The 21,783-nt window shown below is 66.7% G+C and carries 16 protein-coding genes; 10 read left to right on the forward strand and 6 right to left on the reverse strand.

All coding sequences use genetic code 11. The features are described 5' to 3' along the window. Positions 1–72: 72 nt before the first annotated feature. From HT136_RS14335 to HT136_RS14350, 4 genes are all read right to left on the reverse strand, one after another. The gene (locus tag HT136_RS14335) at positions 73–1,437 is read right to left on the reverse strand and encodes an MFS transporter (RefSeq protein WP_214200470.1); all 1,365 of its coding nucleotides are present in this window, start codon (positions 1,435–1,437) and stop codon (positions 73–75) included. Between the two features lie 60 nt (positions 1,438–1,497). Beyond that, positions 1,498–2,088 carry a cupin domain-containing protein gene (locus HT136_RS14340; protein WP_214200471.1) on the reverse strand — a complete coding sequence of 197 codons (591 nt, stop codon included), beginning with the start codon at positions 2,086–2,088 and terminating at the stop codon, positions 1,498–1,500. After that, the gene (locus HT136_RS14345) at positions 2,085–2,942 is read right to left on the reverse strand and encodes a phytanoyl-CoA dioxygenase family protein (RefSeq protein ID WP_214200472.1); all 858 of its coding nucleotides are present in this window, start codon (positions 2,940–2,942) and stop codon (positions 2,085–2,087) included. Before HT136_RS14345 ends, HT136_RS14340 begins: the two co-directional genes overlap by 4 nt. Before the next feature lie 346 nt (positions 2,943–3,288). Then, positions 3,289–4,266, reverse strand: a complete 978-nt coding sequence (locus HT136_RS14350) for a LysR family transcriptional regulator (protein ID WP_214200473.1) — start codon at positions 4,264–4,266, stop codon at positions 3,289–3,291. Between the two features lie 170 nt (positions 4,267–4,436). On the opposite strand from HT136_RS14350, the gene HT136_RS14355 reads away from it, so the two are divergent. Then, the gene (locus HT136_RS14355) at positions 4,437–5,588 is read left to right on the forward strand and encodes an LLM class flavin-dependent oxidoreductase (RefSeq protein ID WP_214200474.1); all 1,152 of its coding nucleotides are present in this window, start codon (positions 4,437–4,439) and stop codon (positions 5,586–5,588) included. 16 nt (positions 5,589–5,604) lie between these two features. After that, positions 5,605–6,198 carry a cupin domain-containing protein gene (locus HT136_RS14360; RefSeq protein WP_214200475.1) on the forward strand — a complete coding sequence of 198 codons (594 nt, stop codon included), beginning with the start codon at positions 5,605–5,607 and terminating at the stop codon, positions 6,196–6,198. A 95-nt stretch (positions 6,199–6,293) separates the two neighbouring features. On the opposite strand, the gene HT136_RS14365 is transcribed toward HT136_RS14360, so the two are convergent. After that, a complete protein-coding gene (locus HT136_RS14365; RefSeq protein WP_214200476.1) occupies positions 6,294–9,455 on the reverse strand; it encodes a TonB-dependent receptor in 3,162 nt (1,053 codons plus the stop codon). A 197-nt stretch (positions 9,456–9,652) separates the two neighbouring features. Here HT136_RS14365 and HT136_RS14370 point away from each other — a divergent pair, with 197 nt between their 5' ends. The 3 genes from HT136_RS14370 (at position 9,653) to HT136_RS14380 (ending at position 15,135) form a co-directional block, all read left to right on the forward strand. Then, positions 9,653–11,557 carry a rhamnogalacturonan lyase gene (locus HT136_RS14370; protein WP_485020545.1) on the forward strand — a complete coding sequence of 635 codons (1,905 nt, stop codon included), beginning with the start codon at positions 9,653–9,655 and terminating at the stop codon, positions 11,555–11,557. A 93-nt stretch (positions 11,558–11,650) separates the two neighbouring features. Next, positions 11,651–14,425 carry an exo-rhamnogalacturonan lyase family protein gene (locus HT136_RS14375; protein WP_214200478.1) on the forward strand — a complete coding sequence of 925 codons (2,775 nt, stop codon included), beginning with the start codon at positions 11,651–11,653 and terminating at the stop codon, positions 14,423–14,425. After that, entirely contained in the window at positions 14,422–15,135 is a 714-nt protein-coding gene (locus HT136_RS14380) for a DUF6250 domain-containing protein (protein ID WP_214200479.1), read from the forward strand. Before HT136_RS14375 ends, HT136_RS14380 begins: the two co-directional genes overlap by 4 nt. Positions 15,136–15,175: 40 nt before the next feature. On the opposite strand, the gene HT136_RS14385 is transcribed toward HT136_RS14380, so the two are convergent. Then, on the reverse strand, positions 15,176–16,189 hold the full coding sequence (locus tag HT136_RS14385) for an alpha/beta hydrolase (RefSeq protein ID WP_214200480.1): 1,014 nt from the start codon (positions 16,187–16,189) through the stop codon (positions 15,176–15,178). Between the two features lie 97 nt (positions 16,190–16,286). Between HT136_RS14385 and HT136_RS14390 the strand changes: the two genes are divergently transcribed. The 5 genes from HT136_RS14390 to HT136_RS14410 all read left to right on the forward strand — a co-directional run bounded on the left by HT136_RS14390 (position 16,287) and on the right by HT136_RS14410 (position 21,783). Next, on the forward strand, positions 16,287–17,288 hold the full coding sequence (locus tag HT136_RS14390) for a glycoside hydrolase family protein (protein WP_343222189.1): 1,002 nt from the start codon (positions 16,287–16,289) through the stop codon (positions 17,286–17,288). Next, positions 17,285–18,268 (forward strand): glycoside hydrolase family 43 protein, encoded by a 984-nt coding sequence (locus HT136_RS14395; protein WP_246543710.1) that lies wholly within the window; start codon positions 17,285–17,287, stop codon positions 18,266–18,268. The genes HT136_RS14390 and HT136_RS14395 overlap by 4 nt, the downstream gene beginning before the upstream one ends. A 286-nt stretch (positions 18,269–18,554) precedes the next feature. After that, the gene (locus tag HT136_RS14400; protein WP_246543711.1) at positions 18,555–19,853 is read left to right on the forward strand and encodes a rhamnogalacturonan acetylesterase; all 1,299 of its coding nucleotides are present in this window, start codon (positions 18,555–18,557) and stop codon (positions 19,851–19,853) included. Between the two features lie 39 nt (positions 19,854–19,892). Next, the gene (locus HT136_RS14405) at positions 19,893–21,395 is read left to right on the forward strand and encodes a rhamnogalacturonidase (RefSeq protein ID WP_246543712.1); all 1,503 of its coding nucleotides are present in this window, start codon (positions 19,893–19,895) and stop codon (positions 21,393–21,395) included. A 94-nt stretch (positions 21,396–21,489) separates the two neighbouring features. After that, the gene (locus HT136_RS14410) at positions 21,490–21,783 is read left to right on the forward strand and encodes an L-rhamnose mutarotase (RefSeq protein WP_246543713.1); all 294 of its coding nucleotides are present in this window, start codon (positions 21,490–21,492) and stop codon (positions 21,781–21,783) included.

The raw sequence follows: 21,783 nt of genomic DNA on the forward strand, positions 1-21,783 counted from the left end.
GAAATTTGTATTTTATATCCGCTAATCGGATAAATAGTTTCTATAAGGATTGAAATGTATCGGCGAGGCCGCTCATCCGGGCGCGATTTCAGTTTGCGCCGCGGTCTGGGCGTGGTCCGACGCGGGGCCGGGGATCGCCGGGAGCCGGTAGCGGGTCATGATGAGGGTCGCCAGCACGCTGGCGAGGGCCGGTGCGAGCGCCACGGTGACGAGCAGGCCGCTCTTCACGCTGGCGGGCTGTTCGCCCGCGCCGCTGCCGATCGCGGACTGGAAGCCGGCCCAGGCCATGACCATGCTGAACGCGAACATGCCGATCGCCGAAGTGCCTTTCTCGACCATCACGAAGACCCCGGCAAGCATGCCGGCCCGGTTCTCGCCCTGCGCGCGCTTGGCGTAGTCCATCGTGTCGGTGAGGACGGTGTAGAGCCCCAGGAAGACGCCGCCCGTGCCCAGCCCTGAGAGGCCCGGCGCGATGAAGATCATCGGCATCGGCGAGGACGTGGGGATCATCGCCCAGACCAGATAGGCGAGGGTACAGGTGAACCCGGAGGCGACGAGCGCGCCGCGCCGGCCCAACTGCCGGGCGAGCCGGACCCACAAGGGTTGCGAGATGACCATCAGCACGGTCTGAATCGCGAAGATCGTCCCCAATACGCTGTCCGACACCCCCAGCACGTGGCGGGTGTAGTAGGGCAGCGCCGAAATGTGCACGGCAAAGCCGGTGAACAGCACCAGCTTGAAGCCGATCAGGCACAGGAACGGCGTATTGGTGCGCAGGGCCGCGAAGGTGGCGCGCGGCGAGCCGGCGGGCCGGGGTTCGCGGTGCACCGGGCGGCGCTCCTTGAGGAGGGCGAAGGCGAGCATGCCGCCCAGCGCAATGGCACCGGCCAGGATCAGCGCGACGAGCCCGTGTCCGGCGCGGTCGCTGCCGATGCGCGAAAGCAGGATCGGCGCGGCCGACGTCGCCGCGAAACTGCCGAGCGAGGAGCCGTAGACGCTGAAGGTCATCAGCCGCGAACGTTCGTGGAAGTCCTCGGTAATGGCGCGCCCGATCGCGAGGTAGGGGATGCGGAACATGGTGTAGGCGCTCGAATAGAGCAGCAGCGTCATGCCGACGTAGACCCACAGGCCATGCCCGGTGAGCGCACTCGGCACATTGAAGAGCAGCGCGATCGCGAGCGCCGAGAGCAGGCCTCCTGCAAGAAGGTACGGGCGGAACTGCCCGAAACGGGTGTGGGTACGATCGCCCAGGTGCCCCATCACGGGATCGGTCACCGCGTCGTAGATCTTGGCGATGACCGCCAAGGTGCCCGCGATCGCGATGGAGATGCCCAGCGAATCGGTCATGAAGCGCAAGTGCAGCAGTCCCACCGCGCTCACCAGCGCCGAGGAGGTGAACGAGCCTATCGCCCAGCCCAGGTATGCACTCTTCTTCATCGATGGCTCTCTCTCTCGGATGGGCTGCGCTCTTCGTCGGTGGGGGCGGGGCCGGGAAAATCAGGGGGTGGGTTCGGTCCACACGGTGGCGAGGTCCGAGCTGCCGCTGAGCGGGCAGCCGTCCCTGGGCAACTGGACCGAAACCATCATCGAGCCTTCGGGCCCCGAGCGCGAGATGTGGCCCTTGCCGGTGCAGTCCTCGGCGAAGGCAAGATCGCCGTGGCGCAGCTCGACCTGGCTACCGTCGTGCAGCTCGATGATCATCGAGCCGAAGATCGGGATCAGGAAGGTGGGGTTGTTGGCAACGTGGAAACCGAAGCCGGCTCCGGCCTGCGAGGAGCCGATCGTCACGCGCTCGGCGTTGCGACGCAGCAGGGTCGCGATCTTCTGTCCCCTGGGCTCGACCACCTCGAGCTGTTCGGCGCGGGTGAGCCCGTCGGGCCCGGAATAGAGGTGGAACACGCGTCGGATCCACGGCATCGCCGTGCCGGTCGGCTCGAACTCCATCGGAAAGACCGCGCCCGGGACCGGGCCGACCCTGGTCACCCGCTCGGTGCCCGCGGCGGGCGTGGAGGCGAGCGAGGTCAGGCCAAGGCCCGCCAGCCAGGCGCCGCCCGCCGAGAGGACGTCGCGCTTGGAGTGCAAGGTCATGCGGACAGGCTCTCGCGCGGAGCGAAGGCACGCGGTTCGTCGGCGGGACGCGTCCAGATCACCGGAAGTTCGGGGCAGGGGGCGGGATGCGCGCCTTCCTCCTGGCTGAGCAGGTCGAGCCCCTGCACCGGCATCAGGCCCTCGCGCGGGCACCAGTAGGCATCGTCGCCGAGCATGCGCATGGCCAGCCCCGCGCGGGCAAGGGCGTCGGAATCGTTGCCCTTGGAATAGTGCGGAATGTCGACGTGGAAGAGCACCGCGTCGCCGGGCTCGAGGTCCCAGGTCTTGAACTCGAAGGCGAAGTCGGGGTTGTCGCGCTCGTTTTCGAAGTCGGGGAAGCGGAAGGTCCCGTCACCCGCCGGGCCGAAGCGCGAACCTGTCTCCATGCAGAATTTGTGGTAGCCCGCGACGAACTCGATACGGCCGTTTTCGCGGTTGACGGGTGAAAGCGCGACCCAAAGGTTGGGGATCATCGTGCCGGTGAAGGGCCAGAGGTGGTCCGCATGCCACTGCATGATCGAGGGCGAAAGCGGGGGCTTCACGAAAAGGTGATCGTGGAACATCTGCACCGTGTCGGCCTGGATCACCCGTCCGACGATCTCGCCGGCGGGCGAGTTGAGTGCGAAATCACGAAAGACGCCGGGCTTGCGGAAGAGGTGCGAGACCGACATCATCGCGCCGTGCGAGGGGCCCGTCGCGCCGAAGCGGGCGGGGTCGGCCTGGACCTCGCGGGCCGCTTGCTGGAGGCGGCCGATCCATTCGGCATCGAACATCTGGCGCAGGCAGACCACGCCGTCACGCGCGTAATCCGCGATGTGCTGCGCGGTGATGGGGTTGAGCGGACGCTGGTTCATGCGACGAAAATCCTCCGGCCAATGGGCGGAGCGCGCCACTACGCGCTCCGGGGTTATGGGAAAAGCGCCGGTCTCCGGTGGGGCGGATTGCCTCGGCGGTGCTCCGCCCGGCCCGATCGAAACGGGCAGGCAAGTCCGCCGCGAAAGGCGCGCTGCCTTCCGATTGCCGGTGGGCCTGGTGCCCATCCCCAGTGCTTGTCCCTGGTGCACGGACGCGAGACACGCGCCGCACGTAATGTTGTCTTGTGGGGACAACCTGACCCGCGCGCGCAGGCTTGAATAGGGCGCAAAATCTGTTCTGCGATAAAGGTTCTTGATCGCACTTCGGTGCCCGCCGCTTGGGCCCTTATGCCTTTGCCGCAAAATCCCGGAACTGCTGGCGGAACAGTGACATGAGCCGGCGTAGCGCGCGGTTGCGGTAGCTTCCAGCAACGGTCAGGAGGCCGAGCGGGGGCGCCTCGATGCGGCTGGCCTCGATCGCGCGCAAGCTGCCTACGGCGAGGTCCTCGCGCACCAGGTCGTCGGGCAGCATGGCCAGCAGGCCGCCGTCTTTGACGAGCGAACGGATGAGATGCATCGAGGAGGTGCGCACGAAGGCGCGCTCGGGGGCAAGGCCGTGGGCGGTGAGCAGGCCGATCAGGTCGGCCGCGTCGTCCTGGCCGTAAAGAACATTGGGGACAGCGACCTGTGCCCAGTCGTGGTGGCCGGGAGAGGCTTGCGGTTCTTGCGCGAAGACGGGGTGATCGCGGTGCCCCACGATCGAGTATCGCTGGCGCAGCAGCGGTTCGAATTCGAACTCGCCGGTCTCGAGCTCTTCGGACGCGGGCGCGCAGAAGGCGACGTCGAGCCGACCCTGGCGCAGCATCTCTTGCAGCGGGGCGCTGTAGCCGTCGATGACCTGCAGCACGACGTCGGGATCGGATCGGCGAAGTTCGGAAAGAGCCTGCGCGAAATTGTGGCTGGCGAGCACCGGGTGGATGCCAAGGTCGATGAACTGGCGCCGGTTGGCGTCCTCGACTTCGGCGACGAGGCGCGCCTGTTCGTTGACGATCAGGCGCGCGCGCACGATCAGCCTCTCGCAGGCTTCGGTGGGCTTGATCCCGCGCGGCCCGCGCACGAACAGCGCGATGTTGAGGCTTTCCTCGAGCTGGCGCACGCTCCAGGTCAGCGCGGGCTGCGATACGCCCGAGATGCGGGCCGCCTTGCGGAAGCTTCCGGCTTCGTAGACGGCGATCAGCCGTTCCAGCTTGGTGATGTTCACGCCGGTCTCCTCCAGGGGGGCGTGGGCGATGCTAGGCGCATCGCGCGCGATCAAGGTGATCAACTTTCCTTTTCGCCGCCTGGAATTTTTTCAATTACCGCTGCGATAGCCGACTGCCACCCTGGAAGTCCGAGGGATGGGTGGTTCGCGCCGCGAGGCGCTCTCGCGGCGCCCGCAATGCGCTGCGGCGCCCCGCCTGCCTTCCCCGGTCAGCGAAATAAAAGGATAGCGGCATGTCTCTCGAAATTCTCGGTGTTCTCCTGCATCGAAACGCCTCCGAAATCACACCGGCCGGCGAAGGCCCTTCGTTCGACGCGGCGATGATCGGCGAGATGGCGCGCGCGTTCGACGCGAACGATTTCGATCGCGTCCTCATCCTCCAGAATTCCTACGCGCCCGACCCCTTCGCGATCGCCGCGCACGTCGCGGCGATGACCCGCAAGCTGGCCTTCATGGTGGCGCACCGCCCCGGCTTCATCGCACCGACGATGGCCGCGCGCATGTTCGCCACGCTCGACAATCTCAGCAGCGGCCGCGCGGGCGTTCACGTGATCACGGGCGCCAACGACGTCGAACTGCAATGCGACGGCGATTTTCACACCAAGGAGGAACGCTACCGGCGCAGTGGCGAATACGTGCAGGTGATGAAGTCGATCTGGTCCGCGCAGAGCCCGGTCGACCACGTCGGGGACTGGTACCGCTTCCGCAGCGCGATGTCCGAGTTGAAGCCGGTCAACGGTTCGATCCCGGTCTACTGGGGCGGCGCCTCGCCGCTGGCGCTGGAGGTCGGTGCCGAAGTGGCCGATGTCTATGCGATCGGCGGGCTCAAGCCGCTCGAGGACATGCGCGAGACGGTGGCGCAGTTGCAGCAGGCCTGGGCGCGCACCGGGCGCAAGGTGCGCTTGCAGACCTCGGTGCGGGTGATCCTGGGCGAGAGCGAGGAAGAAGCCTGGCGCAACGCGCGCGGCGTGCTCGAGGGGCTGCGTGTGAAGGGACTCGAACAGGAGGCGCTGGTCGCGCAAGGCGCGGCTGCGGTTTCCACCGGTATGCGGCTCGATCCGCGCCTCGCGACGACCAAGGGGGGATCAGGACGCGCGGAACTGGAGGCCTTGGCGCAAGGACGCGAATTGCTCGACAAGCGGCTGTGGACCGGGATCACCAAGGCCTCGATCGCGTTTGCAACGCCCACGCTGCCGCCCGCGCTGGTGGGCACCGCCGAGCAGGTCGCCGATGCGATGATGGACTATTACCGGATGGGGATTTCGGGCTTCCTGCTGCGCGGTTTCGATCTTCATGCCGACATCGCTGCGCACGGGCGCGAACTCATTCCGCGGCTGCGTACTCTTGCCGCCGCGCACGACGAAACGGTGGCCGAACCTGTCTGAACCGAGGAGAGCTTCAATGATCGCACGTACCTTGGGAAACCTGGCCGCAGCGGCTGCGCTCGGCGGCGCGCTGTTCGCAACGCAGACGCAGGCGCAGGCACCAGCTTCAGCTCCACCCCCGGTCAGTCCGATTGACCCAGGCGCGGAGGCGCTTGCGCTGGCCCATCTCTACGGCGGGGACGACGGGGAATCGCATGTCGAGATGCTGGCGCTCCCACGCACGGGAGGACAGCCGGGGCGAAGCGTGCAGACGCGGCTTTACGCCACTGATGTTGAGATCGGCGACACGCTTCCAGGCGACTTTATCGACTACCACGGTGTCTCGACGCCCCGCCTGCTGATCGTCCTCGCCGGGCAACTGGAAGTCGGCCTTGGCGATGGGACGAAGTACGTCCTGTCGAAAGGCGACATCGTCCTGGCCGACGACGTGACCGGGCGTGGGCACACCTCGCGCACGATCGGCACGCAGCCCTTGCGCATCCTCACGGTGCGCCTGCCGGCCACGAACAGCCTCGCGCCCAAGCTCTCGTCCTGCCCCGAGGGGATGCCTGCGGACAAGTGCGTGAGCAATTCGCTCTCGATCCGCCACGAGGGGGAAACGTCGAAGTAGCGAAGGTGCAGGGCCCAACGCGAACGGGGCCGCCTCCGGCAAGGAGACGGCCCCGTTCTTCGTGGGCGCACGTGGCAGACCGGATCAGGCGGGCGTCACAGCTTGGCCTGGATGCCGATGAAGGTGCGCTGGCCGGGGTAGTACAGGTCGACCGGCATGTCGGCGTTGATGTAGGTCTTCGAGTATTCCTTCGTGATGTTCTGCATCTCGACGAAGACGTTGAAGTGCCAGTCGGGGAAGCGCAGCGTGATCTTCCCGTCGAGGTAGCCTTCGCCCTTGCGGTAGATCGGGTTGTTGCCGTTGTTGGCATCGAGCACGGTCACCAGCCACTTCGAGCGGTAGTTGTAGCTCAGGCGCGCGTTGAGGATGCCCTGATCGTAGAAGATGCTGGCGTTGTAGGTGTACTTCGAAAGGCCCGGGTACTCGGTGAGCGGTTCGCCGGTCGCATCGTTGGTGAGGTTGGTGCGGATGGCACGGGCATACGTCATGTTCGCGGTCGCGCCGAAGCCGTCGAAAGGCTTGGGCAGGAACGTGAAGACGGTCTGCGCGCTGGCTTCGATGCCATCGAGCAGGGCACCCTCGCCGTTGATCGGCTGGCGCACGGTGTAGGTGTTGCCGTCGTGGAACAGGTCGACGTTATCGCGCGTGGTGGCGGGAATGACGAACGTGCTCTCGTACTTCTTGTAGTAGCCCAGGCTCAGCATGGTGTCCGGATTGGGATACCATGCCAGGTTCACTTCCCACTGGTCGGCGCGGTAGGGCTTGAGGTCCGGGTTACCCGCCGAGCACACGTCGTCCGTGCCGGTGATCGTCTGGTCGTCGAGGCAGTTGATGTTCGGGACGAGGTCGGTCGGCTTGGGACGGGCCAGGTTCTTGGCGTAGTTGGCGCGCAGGAACAGGTTGTCGGCCAGTTCCAGGTTGGCGTTGAAGGCCGGCAGGAAGTCGTCATAGGTGTTGGTGATCTCGGCTTCGGAAGCCGAGAGGGTGACCGTCTCGGTGCTACCCGTCTGGGTGAAACGCGTCACGCGGTTGACGTAGGTGCCAAGGCCCTTGTCCTCGGTGTGCGTCCAGCGCAGGCCGGCGTTACCGGTCAGGTGCATGCCCAGGACGTAGGTGTCGACATCCATCATCGCATAGGCCGAGTAGATCGTCTCGGTGATCTTGGCCGAGGGGATCTGCGGATAGCCGTCGGCGAAAAGCACGAGGTCGTGGTTGAAGCCGGAGAGGTCGTAGTACTCCGACAGCGCCTCGGCATCGAAGCTGGGATAGGCGATGCGGCCCGGGATGCTCGAGGGTGCGCCCGACAGCCCGGTGAACAGCGGCGCGCCGCCGGTGGTCGACGAGATCTGCGAGAGCAGCGACTGGTACTCGGCGGTCGTCATGTAGTACGTGTTGTTCACGCGACGCTGGGTGTAGTTGTCGTCGATGATCGTGTTGTACGACACGTTGGCGTTCGACTGGTAGGTGCCGGTCGCCGGGTCGATCAGGCGCGAACCACCCGCGCCGTAGTTCAGGAACTTCTGCCGACGGGCCTGCGCGCCGAACTGGAAGCGGCTGATGATCGGGTGATCGATGTCCCAGTCGACGTCGAGCTTCAACTGGTCCTCGGTGTTGTTGTACTCGGCCGGGCGGTACTGGATCGAGGGGCCGTAGACGGGCAGCACGTTGCCGTTCGCGTCGGTGCGCGTGAAGTCCGAATAGACCGCCGGATCGCCCGGATCGAAGTCACTCGGGAACTGGAAGACCGGGATCCCTTGCGAATTGTTGCGATCGATCGTGATGCCCGAGACACTCGTGCCGAAGGAGATCAGGTTGGTCTGCTGGTCGGTATGGGCGGTGGCATGGCTGCCCATGAAATCGACCTTGAAGCGATCGATGTCCCAGGTGAATCCACCCGAGAAGTACTTGGAATCCTGATCGTAGCTGAAGTCGCGGCGCTGCACGCCCACGATGTTCGCCGCGCCGTTGTAGTTGGGCGCGGTGGCCGAGCCGATGTTGACCGCGTTGAGCGCGGTCAGGAGGTTGGTGACGACGTGGTTCTCGTTGACCGTCGACGTGCCGAGCGCGACGCGCGGGACCGATGTGGCACCCGAGGCGTTGGTCGCCAGCGCCGGATCGAGGTTGAAGCGCTGGATGCGCGTCAGGTCGATCGAGTAGTTGACGTCTTCAAGCGTCTGGTTGCGCTTGTTGATCTGCATGTTGCCATAGGCGCGCAAGTTCGGCGCGACCTGGTACTGCAGCGTGAGGTCGCCCGAGATGCGCTGGTCGTGGCGGTTCCAGCTGCGATAGCGCGGGACCGTCGGTGCCCAGTCGAAGAACTGGGTTTCGCATGCGGTGCGGGCCAAGGTGCCCCCCGAGACGTTGGCGCAGCTCTCGTAAGTGTCGTAGTCGGCGTAGAGCGGATCGGCGACGGTCTTCTCGGTCGAATGGTCGAAGTCGGCGAGGCGCTTCCAGTTGGTGTTCGAGATATAGTCCTGGCGGGTGTCGACGTCGCTGTAGGTGACGTTGACCAGGACGCCGAGGCCGTCGATCAGGAACTTGGGCGTGCCGGCCACGAAAGTGACGCGCGGCTTCCAGGTCTCGGCGGTGTCGAGGTGCTGCTGCGAGAGCACACCGGTCAGGAGCGGCTTCTCGAGGTCGAGGGGCTTGCGCGTCTCGATGCGCACGGTGCCGCCGATGCCACCCTCGGTAAGGTCGACCGAATAGCCCTTGTAGACGTCGATCGACTTGACCAGTTCGGTCGCGAATTCGCGGAAGTCGCCCGCTCGGGTGCCGGTGGCGCTGACCTGGCTGACGCCGTTGATCTCGACGCGGTTGAGATCGGGCTCGACGCCGCGGATCGAGACCTGCGTGCCCTCGCCGAAGTCGCGGCTGAGCTGGACGCCGGTGATGCGCGCGAGCGAATCGCCCACGTTCTTGTCGGGGAAGCTGGCGATGTCGTCAGCGACGATGGAATCGACGATCGTGCCCGCTTCCTTCTTGCGGTTGATCGCGGACTGGAGCGAAGCGCGGGTGCCGACGACCACGATCTCACGCGCCTGCGAGATGATGCCTTCGGCTTCCTTGTTGGTGATCTCGGCCGGCTTTTCCTCGGAATTGGCCTGCTCGGTCTCGGAATCCTGATTTGTCTGAGCAGTTGCTACGCCGGGGAACAGCATTGCACCGGCCAGCGCGAGGAACGAAGCGCTGCAAAAGGCCCCGTTGATCCGCCAATTTACGTTATTCTTGCCCGCACTTTCAATGGCTTGCTTTTGCATAGCCGCTCCTCTCTCATCCCTGTTTGTATTCTGTTCGCCCGCATGGACGGTCTTGACGACTCAATTTCTAGACCGACACTTATAAAACCGATATGTGGGATGCAATTCTATAATTTGGACCATATTACCGTGGGAGACGGAAAATGAGGCAAATCGCGGGTTTGCGGTGGGTAAAAATTTCAAAAAAATTTCAAACTGTGTCGCTTTTCGCCCTCTCGCTGGGGTCGACTGCGCTTCTGGCGGCACCTCAGGTGGTCCATGCCTCGTGCGCACCCGAGCCGCTCACCCGTGGTGCCGTGGCGCTGCCGGCGGTGGGCGGAGGCATTCTCGTGAGCTGGCGGCTGCTGGCCGACGACCCGGTCGACGCGCGCTTCGAGATCCGGCGCAACGGCAAGGTGATCCACCGCACCGGCCGCGGCGAGGCGACGGCCTTCCGCTACGCTGCGGGCTCGCCCTCCGATCGCTACGAGGTCGTTCCGGGCAACGGCCGGACTGCGAAAGAGGGTGTCGCCGCGCCGATGTGGGCGAAGGGCTACCTGTCGATCCCGTTGTCCCCGCCGCCCGAAGGCGTCACGCCCGATGGGCAGCGCTATGGCTATACCGCCAATGACGCGAGTTTGGGTGATCTGGATGGCGATGGAAACTACGAGATCGTGCTCAAGTGGGATCCCACCAATAGCCACGACAACAGCCAGTCGGGCTATACCGGCGACGTCTATCTCGATGCCTACACGCTCGATGGGACGCGGCTGTGGCGCATCGACCTTGGCCGCAACATTCGCGCAGGCGCACATTACACGCAGTTCCTCGTCTACGATTTCGATGGCGACGGTCGGTCCGAGATCGCGCTCAAGACCGCCGACGGCACGGTCGATGGCGTGGGCCGCGTGCTCGGCGACGCCGCCGCCGACTGGCGCAGCCACGATGGCGAAGTGCCGCAGGCCGACCGCACCGGGGCCAAGGTGCTCGCCGATGGCACCAAGGTCGCGGTCATGCAGGGACGGATCGTCAGGGGGCCGGAATACCTGACGGTCTTCGAGGGCGCCACCGGGCGCGCCCTGGCGAGCGCGCCCTACGATCCCCCGCGCTATCCCGGCGGCAATCCCACGCCCGAGGAACTCGGGCAAAGCTGGGGCGATGGCTATGCCAACCGTTCGGACCGGTTCCTTGCCGGTGTCGCCTGCCTCGATGGCGCGCATCCCAGCATGGTCTTCGGGCGCGGCTACTACGCGCGCACCGCTCTGGCCGCGTGGGACTGGCGCGAAGGCAAGCTGACCGAGCGCTGGTTGTTCGACAGCTCCGCGCCTGGCAACGAAGATTATGGCGCGCGCGGCAACCACCAGCTCTCGGTGGCCGACGTAGATGGCGATGGGCGCGACGAGATCGTCTACGGCTCGATGGCGATCGACGACGATGGCAAAGGGCTTTGGACGCAGCCGCTCTACCACGGCGATGCGATGCACGTGAGTGACCTTGATCCCGCCCGCCCGGGACTGGAGAAGTTCTCGGTCTTCGAGGACGTCAGGCGCAATGGCCATGTCGGCTCGGCCATGATGGATGCGCGTACGGGGGAAGTCCTGTGGTCGAAGCCCGCCGAGAACGACACCGGGCGCGGGCTTGCCGCCGACATCGACCCGCGCCACTACGGGGTGGAAAGCTGGGGCTCCAATTCGGATCGCCTGTTCGACGTCCATGGCCAGTCGGTCGGCCCGGCGCCGCGCCAGACCAATTTCGCGATCTGGTGGGATGGAGATCTTCTGCGCGAACTGCTCGACAAGACCACGATCTCGAAATGGAATTGGGAGACGGGCAAGGCATTTTCCTTGCTTTCGCCCCTTGGCCTTGCCTCGAACAATTCGACCAAGGCGACCCCCGCGCTCCAGGCCGACATACTGGGCGACTGGCGCGAGGAAGTGGTGTGGCGTTCGGCCGACAACCGCGAATTGCGCGTCTACACCACACCCTGGCCGACCGCGCACCGCTTCGTGACCTTGATGCACGATCCACAGTACCGCCTGAGCGTTGCCTGGCAGAACACCGCCTACAACCAGCCGCCGCATCCCGGTTTCTACATCGGGGCCGGGCCGGAGGGGCAGCGCTGAACGCGCCTTTCTGGCGCGAGGCGGTTGACGAATTTGCCCACAATGTGAAATAGAATTCCACATAAAGAACTATAGGGTCAGGAGAGGATCGTAATGAGCAAACCTGTCTGGAGCCGGCGTGAACTGCTGGCCTCCACCGCGGCGACCGGATCGGCGGCGTTGTTGGCGGGGCCGGTGCAAGTGGGGGCGGCCGTCCCGAAAGCGGCGGTGGCCGAACCGCTCGGCTCGGGGCTCGACCTTGGCGACGATCTCGTCTGGCTCGATGGTTCACAGCCCGCCGCGCACGAAGGTCAGGCCTGGGGCCAGCCCTGGCCGCGCGGCACCCGCTACGACAAGAAGGGCTACCATCTCGAGCGCGCCGACGGTGCGCGCGAGGCGGTGCAGACATGGCCCCTGGCCTGGTGGCCCGATGGCTCGATCAAGTGGACGGGGCATGCCCTGGCGGCCGGTGGCGGCCGGGCAAAGGGCTTGCGCGTGCGCGCGGGCGGCGTCGGCGCGGCGCAAGTGCTCAAGGTCAGCGAAGCGCGCGAGGCGATTACCGTGACCGTGGGCGAGACGCAGTGGACGGTCGGGCGCAGCGGCGAGGCGCTGATCCGCTCGGCGACGATCGGCACAGAACCCGTGCTGGGTGAAGTCCGCCTCATCGCCAGCGCGCAGGATCGCCCCGATGACGAGGACGGGGCGCCGCAACTTGCGCGCTGGACGGGTACCATCGAGAGCGCCGAAGTCGAGCAGGCGGGCCCGATCCGCGCGGTGATCAAGCTCGATGGGCGACACAAAGGCGCGGCGGGGGACTGGTTGCCGTTCTCGCTGCGTCTCTACTTCCACGCCGGATCATCCTGTGTCCGGGTGGTGCATTCGATGATCTTCGAGGGGGATCCCTCGAAGCGCTACATTCGCGGGCTGGGTCTCGAGGGCGCGGTGCCGATGCGCGATGCGCTCCACGATCGCCACGTGCGTTTCGCGGGCGAGGATGGCGGGCTCTGGGGCGAGGCGGTGCGCCCGCTGACCGGCCTGCGCCGCGATCCGGGCAAGGCCTTTCGCGAGGCTCAAGTGGCGGGCCGCGCGGTCCCGCCGATCGAACAGATGGCCGCGACCGTGCGCGAGAAGCTCGACTACATCCCCGCCTGGGGTGATTTTCGCCTGCGCCAACCCAATTCGGACGGCTTCTCGATCATCAAGCGCACCGCCCCCGGCTTCGGCTGGATCGACGTCGACACCGCGCGCCGCGCGCCGGGCCTTGGCTATGTTGGCGGCGCCTCGGGGGGCGTGGCCTTCGGGATGCACGATTTCTGGCAGCGCTGCCCGGTCGGCCTCGACGTCGCGGACGCGGCCAGCGACACCGCCCGTTTCACCGTCTGGTACCATGCGCCCGACGCGCCCGCGATGGACATGCGCTTCTACCACGACGTGATGGGCATGGAGGATTACGTCCACCAGAACCTGGGCCTCGATGTCACTTACGAGGACTACGAGCCGGGTTGGGGGGATCCTTCGGGCATCGCGCGGACCACGGAATTTCGCATCTGGGCCTTGCCCGCGACGCCCGAGCGCGCGCGCCTGGCCGAGATGGGCAGCCTGCTGGCGACGCCGCCGCGCCTCGTCGCCAATGTCGCGCGGGTCAAGGCCGCCGGGATGTTCGGCCCATGGGCGCCGATTGCGGCCGGGGACGCGCGGCGCACGCAGATCGAGACGCGGGCCAAACGCGAACTCGATTTCTACATCGGCCAAGTCGAGCAGCGGCGCTGGTACGGGTTCTGGAACTATGGCGATGTCATGCACAGCTACGACAACGACCGGCACGTCTGGCGCTACGACATCGGCGGCTTCGCCTGGGACAACTCCGAACTCTCGACCGACATGTGGCTGTGGTATGCGTTCCTGCGCAGCGGGCGCGCCGACGTGTTCCGCCTTGCCGAGGCGATGACGCGTCACACCGGCGAAGTCGACGTCTACCACTCGGGGCGGTTCAAGGGACTGGGCACGCGCCACGGGGTGCAGCACTGGGCCGACAGTTCGAAGCAGCCGCGCATCTCCAACGCGGCCTATCGGCGTTTCTATTACTACCTCACCAGCGACGAGCGCTGCGGCGATCTCATGCGCGGGTGCCTCGAGGGCGATTACACGCTCCGGCACGTCGATATCGGGCGCAAGGTCCTGCACCGCGAGGGCGCCAACAAGCCGCCCGCCGGTACCGGCGCCGTGGTGAATTCCGAGCCTCTGCCCGAGGGGCAGGTGTTCCTCCAGTTCGGCACCAGCTGGGGCTCGCTGATCGCGGCCTGGCTGGCCGAATGGGAGCGCACCGGAGAAACGCGCTGGCGCGACCGTATCGTGGCCGGCATGCGCTCGATCGGAAAGTTCCCCAAGGGCTGGCTGGTCGGCGGCGCCACGTTCGACCTCAAGACCGGCGCGTTCCTGGGGGCGGGAGACTCGGTCAACATGAGCCACTTGAACGGCGTCTTCGGCGTCTTCGAGATTACCGCCGAACTGCTCGAACTGGTCGACGAGCCTGCCTACCGCGAGGCCTGGCTCGACTACTGCGAACTCTACAACGCGCCCGAAGCGGAATTCCGCGCGCGCACCGGGGCCTCGGGCCGGGGGCGCGGGCTTACGCAGGCGCATTCGCGCTACACCGCCTATGCCGCCGTGGAGCGCAACAAGCCCGAACTCGTCACCCGCGCCTGGGGCGAGTTCTTCGGGGCGGGCGACCGCGAAGGCCGCGACCAGACGCGCGGCAGTCACCGCGTGGAGGGCCCCGCGGTGCTCAAGCCTGTCGACGAGATCGACGAAGTCTCGACCAACGACGCCGCGCAGTGGGGCATCGCCGCTACGGTCAATCTCGCGCTGATCGGCGACCGGCTCGAATGAGGGGGCGCGGGTTCCTGCTGGCCTGCCTGCTGGTGGGAGGCTGCGTCCATGCGGGCGAGGTCTCCCGCGTGCCGGAACTGGCCGACGACTTTCGCCACGGTCTCTCGCACTGGGTGGTCGAAGCCGAGGCTGGATCGGCGGCGCATGTGCGCGTGGAGGACGGAGTGCTCGACATCGATACCCCGCAAGGCCTCTCGCTCTGGTGGCGGGCGCCGATCACGGGCCCGGTCGCGATCGAGTTCGACGTCCTGGCGGTCAAGTCAGGCGGGCCCAACGATGCGGTGAGCGACGTCAATGCCTTCTGGATGGCCACGGACCCTTCGGTTGCTTCCGGCTCGCCGCTCGACAACCCGCGCAGCGGGGCTTTCGCGACCTACGATACCTTGCGGATGTATTACGTTGGGATCGGGGGCAATCGCAACACGACGACGCGCCTGCGCCGCTATGTCGGGCGCCTCGGTGATCGTCCGCTTCGGCCTGAGAACGACCGCAATGATCCGGCAAGCCTGCTCGTGCCCAATGCGTGGCGCCACGTGCGCCTTGTGGCGGACGGGCAAGGGGCGGCGGTGGACTACGCAGGCGCGCGGCTCTTCACGCTGGCGGACGCGTCACCCTACACGCGCGGCTGGTTCGCGCTGCGCACGACGAAGAGCCACCTCAAGATCCGCAACTTCCGTATCGTGCCTCGTGATGCGCCCGCGCAGCCTTGAGCGGACGGGGGGAGGGCGGCAAGGCGCGCCCCCCGCGCCCTCAGGCGAACTGCGAGGGGATCTTGAGACCGTGGCGCCGGGCGAAGGCGGCGAAGCGGGTCAGCCACGCGCCCGCGCGGCCATCCGCTTCGAACAGCGGTGCGCCGTGTCCGCCCTTTTCGATGATGTGGAGTTCGCTCGGTATCCGTGCCTCGCGGCAGCCCTGGAACATCGCGATCGAATTGCCGCAGTCGACCACCTTGTCGTCGGCCGCGTGGCCGAGCAGGACCGGAGGGGTGGTGGAAGGTACCGCAAGGTTCACGCTGTAGCGTCGCGACAGTTCGGCCGAAGGTTCCTTGCCAAGCAGTTCGTGGCGCGACTGGCTGTGCGCGAGCGGGGGCTCCATGCTGACCACGGGAAAGAACATGCCCGCGACCGTCGGCCGGGCGTCCTGCGCGTCCGTCGCATCGACGGGCTCGTAAGCCTTGACGTTCCAGCGCGTGGCAAGGCTGCCACACAAATGCCCGCCCGCCGAGAAGCCGATGACGCCCAGGTTCGCCGGGTCGATGCTCCACTTGGCGGCGTTTGCGCGGATCACGCGCATCGCGCGCTGCGCGTCCTGGAGCGGGGTGTCGGGGCCGCCCTTCCAGCCGTCGTGGGCGAGGCGGTAGAGCAGTTCGAAACAGGTTACGCCCTGGCTCGCGAACCAGCGCGAGATGGCCGAGGGCTTCGTGCCCATCGCGACGCGGGCATAGCCGCCGCCCGGGATCATCAGTACCGCTGCACCTGTCGGCTTGGGAGCCGGGCACACCGTCAGCATCGGCGTCTCGACGCTGGTCCAGGCGAAGTCGTCGGGGTTGCTCTTGTTGCTGCGCAGGATGCGCACGTCCTTGACGCCGCTATCGGGCCGTCCCGGCGCTGCGCCCGGCCAGATCGCGAAGCGCGCCGTGCCCGGCATCTCGTCGGAGGCCGGTGTGGCGGCTCGCGCGGCGCTCGCGGCAAGTTCCGGGGCCAGCGTCAGCGCCGAGGCCACGCCCGAGAGCGCTCCCAGGAATGCGCGGCGGTCACTCGTCATCGTCTTCTCTCCCTTGTAATCAAACCACTTTAGTCAGGATTGTCATGCTTGGAATTTCGCGTTTCGCAAACCCAGTCCCCCGTTTTGGAGCGGACGCGTGATCGCGGCGGCGCTGCTGGCGCTCGCGGCGTCTGCCGGAATGGGTGGTTCGGCCGACGTCGCCCCCAAACCGCTCTACCGCGACCCGATCCACGACGGCGCGGCCGATCCCAGCACCGTCTATGATCCCGCGAGCGGCGAATGGCTGATGTTCTACACCAACCGGCGCGCCGACCTGCCGCTCGAGGACGACAAGGACGTGCGCTGGGTCCACGGCACTGCCATCGGCATCGCGCGTTCGGGTGACGGGGTGAACTGGCGTTACGGCGGTACCGCGGCGATCCCCGAAGCCTGTACCGGCGCGACGCTGTGGGCGCCCGACGTGGAGCGTTTCGACGGAGCCTGGCACATGTGGGTGACGGTGGTGCCCGGTGTGTTTCGTGACTGGAACGCGCCGCGTTTCCTCGTCCATCTGACCAGTCCCGACCTTGTGACCTGGAGCTGCGGCGAGCGGCTTGAGCTCGGCTCCGACCGGGTGATCGACGCCAGCGTGGTCGCCGATCCCAAGGTGGGCTACCGCCTCTTCTTCAACGACGAGCGCATGGGCAAGGCGATCCGCACCGCGACCAGCACCGACCTCGTCCACTGGAAGCTCGGCGCGCGGTTGACCGATACGCCCGGCGAAGGCCCCAAGGCGTTCTTCTGGAGGGGGGCCTGGTGGCTCGTCTCCGATGCCTGGAAGGGGCTCCTCGTGATGCGTTCGCACGACGGCGAGACCTGGACCCGCCAGCCCGGTTACATTCTCGCCGAGCCCGGAACCTCGCCCAGCGACCGCGCCAAGGGGCAGCATCCCGACGTGATCGTTTCGGGCGAGCGGGCCTATATCGTCTATTTCGTGCATCAGGACGGCGAGGACGAGGCGAAGCAGGACCCGCAATGGCACCGGCGCAGCGTGCTCCAGATCGCCGAGCTCGAAGTGCAAGGCGACGTGCTCACGGTCGACCGCGAGGCGCCGACGCACGTTCGGCTGGTGCCTCCGGCCGGGGAGGCCACGCGATGAGCGTGGGACGGCGTCATTTCTGCCTCGGCCTTGGCGGGGCGGCGATGCTGGGCGGGTGCCGCAGCCTGGGCTTCGTTCCGTCGGGGCAGGACGAACGGGAAGGCGAGATCCTGCTCTTCGCCTATTTTTCGACCGGAAAGGGGGAGGGCGACGGGCTCAAGCTCGCCGCGAGCGAGGACGGTTTCACCTTCCGCGCGCTGCGTGCCGGGGCGCCTGTGCTGGTGCCGCACGTGGGCGAAAAGAAGCTGCTGCGCGATCCTTTCGTGTGGCGCGATGCCGGCCCCAAACCGCTCTGGCACGCGGTCTGGACGACGGCCTGGGAGGGCGTCACCATCGGGCATGCCACCACGCGCGATTTCGTGACTTGGTCGTCCCAGCGCGCCCTGCCGGTCATGGCTGACGTGCCGGGCACGCGCAATTGCTGGGCGCCCGAGGCCATGCGCGACCCGGTGAGCGGGCGCACCGTGCTGTTCTGGTCGAGTACGGTCACGGGCCGCTTTATCGAGACCGAGGGTTCTTCCGAGAACGGCTACAACCACCGCCTTTGGTGCACCACCACCGCCGACTTCGAGACCTTCGAGCCGCCCCGCGTGCTTTACGATCCCGGCTTCAGCATGATCGACGGTACGTTTGCGCAAGGGCCGGGAGGCGCGCTGTGGCTGATCGTCAAGGACGAGACCGTCACGCCGGAGCGCAAGTGGCTGCGCGCCGCGCCCGCCGAGGGACCGCTCGGTCCCTTTGGTGCGCTTGGCGCACCGTTCTCGCCAAGCTGGGTCGAGGGGCCGATGACCGCGCGGATCGGGGCGGACCTGGTCTGTTACTACGATATCTATCGCGACGGGCGTTGGGGCGCGGCCATGACCCGCGACATGATCCACTGGCAGGACGTGAGCGATCGCCTGGCGCTGCCGAAAGGCGCGCGTCACGGCTCGCTGGTGCGCATCACGCGCGAGGACCTGCAGCGGATCGAGGCGATGTGAAAGGGTGGCCCCTGGTTGGAGGACGCAGGGGCCACCAGGTCCGGCCTGGGAGGAACCAGCCGGAATCGGATCGGGACATCCGGGCGGGAGGGGATGATCAAGGATGTGCAGCAGCCTGGTCCCAAACTCTCCGACCGGGCTTTCTTTTTCATAAAGTCCCATATTGCGGAATAGTGTTCTACCATATACACCTTTTCGAGCAAGTTCCAGAGGGGATTTGCAGGTGCGATCAAAAACGGCTGTCCAAACGAGCCCGCACCATCACGGGAGAGAGGAGCGTGGAGCGATGCCGACACGGTGGATTCGATGGGACGAGAAATCCGGGCTGGTCTGGGCCGCGCTATTGGCTGCCGGGGTGCCTGGCGGGTTGGCGGGCATGACGGTGTCTCCGCTCGCCGCGCGCGAGGCCGCGCCTGCCAGGGGCGTCCCGCCGATCGACATCGACCTTTCGGGCAAGAGCTCCGCCGAACTGCCCGATTTCGTCCTTGGAGGACGCGGCGTGGAGCGGCGCGGCAAGCAGGGCTTCGTCTATTCGCTCACCCTGCCCGAGGGGCTTTACAAGGTCACCTTGACGCTGGGCGATCGCGCGCGGGCGGGTCGCACGACGGTCAAGGCTGAAAGCCGGCGTCTCGCGTTGCGCGACGTCACGACGCGGCCGGGCGAGCAGGTCGAGCGCAGCTTCCTCGTCGCGGTGCGCGACACGCAGCTGCCCGCGCCGCCCGAGGGCGCGCCGGTCCTGCCCGACAAAGTCCAGATCGACGCGCGCGATGCGTCCGATTACGATTGGGACGATCGGCTCAGCCTCGAGTTCCTCGGCGAGCCGCGCGTGGAGCACATCCGCGTCGAGCCGGCAACGGCGCCGGTGATCTACCTTGTCGGCGATTCGACCGTCGCCGACCAGTACGCCGAGCCCTACGCGAGCTGGGGCCAGATGCTTCCGGCGATGTTCGATGATCAGGTCGCGGTTGCCAACCACGCCAAGTCGGGCGGCACGATGAAGGCTTTCATCGCGCAGTTGCGGCTCTCCAAGGTGCTGACGCAGGCGCGCGCGGGCGATTGGCTGTTCATTCAGTTCGGTCACAACGATCAGAAGAGCAACTGGCCGCTGACCTATGTCTCGGCCGATCGGACCTATCCTGCCTATTTGCGCGCCTTCATCGCCGAAGCGCGTGAGCGCGGGGTGCATCCGGTGCTCGTGACCTCGCCCGAGCGGCGCAACTACGACGCGCAAGGGCGCATCAAGGACACCCTTGGCGCCTATGCCGAGGCCGTGCGCAAGGTCGCGCGCGAAGACAAGGTGCCGCTGATCGACCTCAACGCGGACAGCATCGCGATGATGGAGGCGCTCGGCCCCGAACGCGCCGCGACAGCCTTCGCACAAGGCGGCGCGGACCGCACGCACAACAACAATTACGGCGCCTGGCTCTTCGCCAGCGCGATCGCGAACCGGATTCGCGCGACGCTCCCCGAGCTTGCCCCGCACGTGACACTGGGCGCCTTCGAACCCGCGCATCCGCCCTTGCCGGACACGATCGTGATCGCGCCCAGCCTTGCCCGGCTCGACGAAAAACCGGCGGGCAACTGAGCGATGATGATGTCACGGCGTACGTGGAGCATGGCGGGAATGGGCCTAGGAATGGGCGTGGCGGCGGGGCCATTGGCTTTTGCCGCGGCGAAGGGCCCTATCGTCGATGTGCGCGAACAGGGCGCGCGGGGCGATGGGCTCGCGCTCGACACGCCCGCCTTCAACAGGGCGATCGCGGTCCTGCAACGGGCGGGAGGAGGGACCCTGCGGATTCCCTCGGGGCGGTACCGCTGCTTCTCGATCCGGCTCTGTTCGAACTTGCGCATCGCCTTCGAGCCCGGCGCGGTCGTGGTCGCGGCGAAGCCCGGCGAGGGGGGCGGGGCCTATGACGCGCCCGAACCGGCCTCCGGGCTCTACCAGGACTTCGGGCATAGCCACTGGCGCAATTCGCTGATGTGGGGCGAGGAAATCGAGAACCTCGTCATCGAAGGGCCGGGGCGCATCGAGGGCGAGGGGCTTACCCGCGACGGCCCCGGCGCGCTCTGGAAGGCGCAGACCGGCGAGCGGCCCCTCTCGATGGCCGCGATGACCGAGGCCGATATCGCCCGGCTCGAACCCGACCACGCGGCGATGGCCGGCCTTGGCAACAAGGCGATTTCGCTGAAAGGCGGGCGCAATGTGCGGCTGGCCGGTTTCACCATCGACCGCGGCGGGCACCTGGCGATCCTGGCGACCGGCACGCGGGGGCTGGTGATCGAGAACCTCGTCATCGATACCGAGCGCGACGGGATCGACCTCGATTGCGTGCGCGATACCCTGGTGCGCGGGTGCCGGGTCAATTCGCCCAACGACGATGCCATCGTGATCAAGTCGAGCTACGCGCTCGGGCGCAGCGTGCCGAGCGAGAACGTCGTCGTGCGCGACTGCCATGTCTCGGGTTTCGACCGGGGCACGCTGCTCGACGGAACGCGCCAGCGCACGCAGCTCCTCGCACCCGACCGCGATCGGGTGACCGGGCGCATCAAGCTGGGCACCGAAAGCAACGGGGGTTATCGCAATATCCTGATCGAGGACTGCACGTTCACCCATTGCCGCGGGCTTGCGCTTGAGACGGTCGACGGCGGGGTGATGGAAAACGTCGTCGTGCGCCGCCTCGTCATGGATTCGGTCACCACCGCGCCGATCTTCGTGCGTCTGGGCGACCGTCGGCGCGGGCCCGAGGGCACCGGGCTTGGCGCGGTGCGCGGCGTCTCGATCCGGGAGATCACCGCGCGCGGGATCGCGGTGCCGCTGCCGGTGATCGTGGCCGGACTGGCCGAGCGCGCGATCGAGGACGTGCAGCTCCACGACATCGATCTTGGCTTTGCAGGCGGCAGCGCGGCGGTGCCTCGCGACGTGCCCGAACTGCCCCATGCCTATCCCGAGCCCTCGATGTTCGGCGTGGTGCCGGCCTGGGCCTTGTGGGCGCGCCACGTGGCCCACCTCGACTTGCGCAACTTCACCGCGCGCACCGATCGCTTCGATGCACGCGCGGCGTTCGATCTGGCGGGCGTGGAGCGGGTCACCAAATCCGGCGTGGAATTGCACAACGCGCGGCATTGACGGTCTCGTTGCGACAAGCTACCAAATATTGGTATTGGTATCCATATATTGGAACCTACGGGAGATGGACCAGGTGGCGCTCAGAGCTTTTCGAATGCAGTTGAAGCCCGGAAACGTGGAAGAATACCGCGCGCGCCACGATGCAATCTGGCCCGAGCTTTCCGCGCTGCTCACCGAATCGGGCGTGCGCGATTACGCAATCTTTCTCGACGAAGAGACCCACGCGCTCTTCGCGGTGATGAACCCCACGCCCGATGCCAGGCTAGAGGCTCTGCCCGACCACCCGGTGATGCGGCGCTGGTGGGACTGGATGGCCCCGCTGATGGAAGTGGAGGCCGACAACCGGCCCTGCGAATGGCCGCTCCAGCTCATGTTCCGGATGGACTGA

The sequence above is a fragment of the Novosphingobium profundi genome (assembly GCF_018491765.1).
Lineage (GTDB): Bacteria > Pseudomonadota > Alphaproteobacteria > Sphingomonadales > Sphingomonadaceae > Novosphingobium > Novosphingobium profundi.

Excerpts from the sequence above, each read along its gene's own strand:
- HT136_RS14335 (WP_214200470.1), bottom strand. The coding sequence starts at position 1,437 with ATGAAGAAGAGTGCATACCTGGGCTGGGCGATAGGCTCGTTCACCTCC.
- HT136_RS14340 (WP_214200471.1), bottom strand. The coding sequence starts at position 2,088 with ATGACCTTGCACTCCAAGCGCGACGTCCTCTCGGCGGGCGGCGCCTGG.
- HT136_RS14345 (WP_214200472.1), bottom strand. The coding sequence starts at position 2,942 with ATGAACCAGCGTCCGCTCAACCCCATCACCGCGCAGCACATCGCGGAT.
- HT136_RS14355 (WP_214200474.1), top strand. The coding sequence starts at position 4,437 with ATGTCTCTCGAAATTCTCGGTGTTCTCCTGCATCGAAACGCCTCCGAA.
- HT136_RS14360 (WP_214200475.1), top strand. The coding sequence starts at position 5,605 with ATGATCGCACGTACCTTGGGAAACCTGGCCGCAGCGGCTGCGCTCGGC.
- HT136_RS14365 (WP_214200476.1), bottom strand. The coding sequence starts at position 9,455 with ATGCAAAAGCAAGCCATTGAAAGTGCGGGCAAGAATAACGTAAATTGG.
- HT136_RS14375 (WP_214200478.1), top strand. The coding sequence starts at position 11,651 with ATGAGCAAACCTGTCTGGAGCCGGCGTGAACTGCTGGCCTCCACCGCG.
- HT136_RS14380 (WP_214200479.1), top strand. The coding sequence starts at position 14,422 with ATGAGGGGGCGCGGGTTCCTGCTGGCCTGCCTGCTGGTGGGAGGCTGC.
- HT136_RS14385 (WP_214200480.1), bottom strand. The coding sequence starts at position 16,189 with ATGACGAGTGACCGCCGCGCATTCCTGGGAGCGCTCTCGGGCGTGGCC.
- HT136_RS14395 (WP_246543710.1), top strand. The coding sequence starts at position 17,285 with ATGAGCGTGGGACGGCGTCATTTCTGCCTCGGCCTTGGCGGGGCGGCG.
- HT136_RS14400 (WP_246543711.1), top strand. The coding sequence starts at position 18,555 with ATGCCGACACGGTGGATTCGATGGGACGAGAAATCCGGGCTGGTCTGG.
- HT136_RS14405 (WP_246543712.1), top strand. The coding sequence starts at position 19,893 with ATGGGCCTAGGAATGGGCGTGGCGGCGGGGCCATTGGCTTTTGCCGCG.
- HT136_RS14410 (WP_246543713.1), top strand. The coding sequence starts at position 21,490 with ATGCAGTTGAAGCCCGGAAACGTGGAAGAATACCGCGCGCGCCACGAT.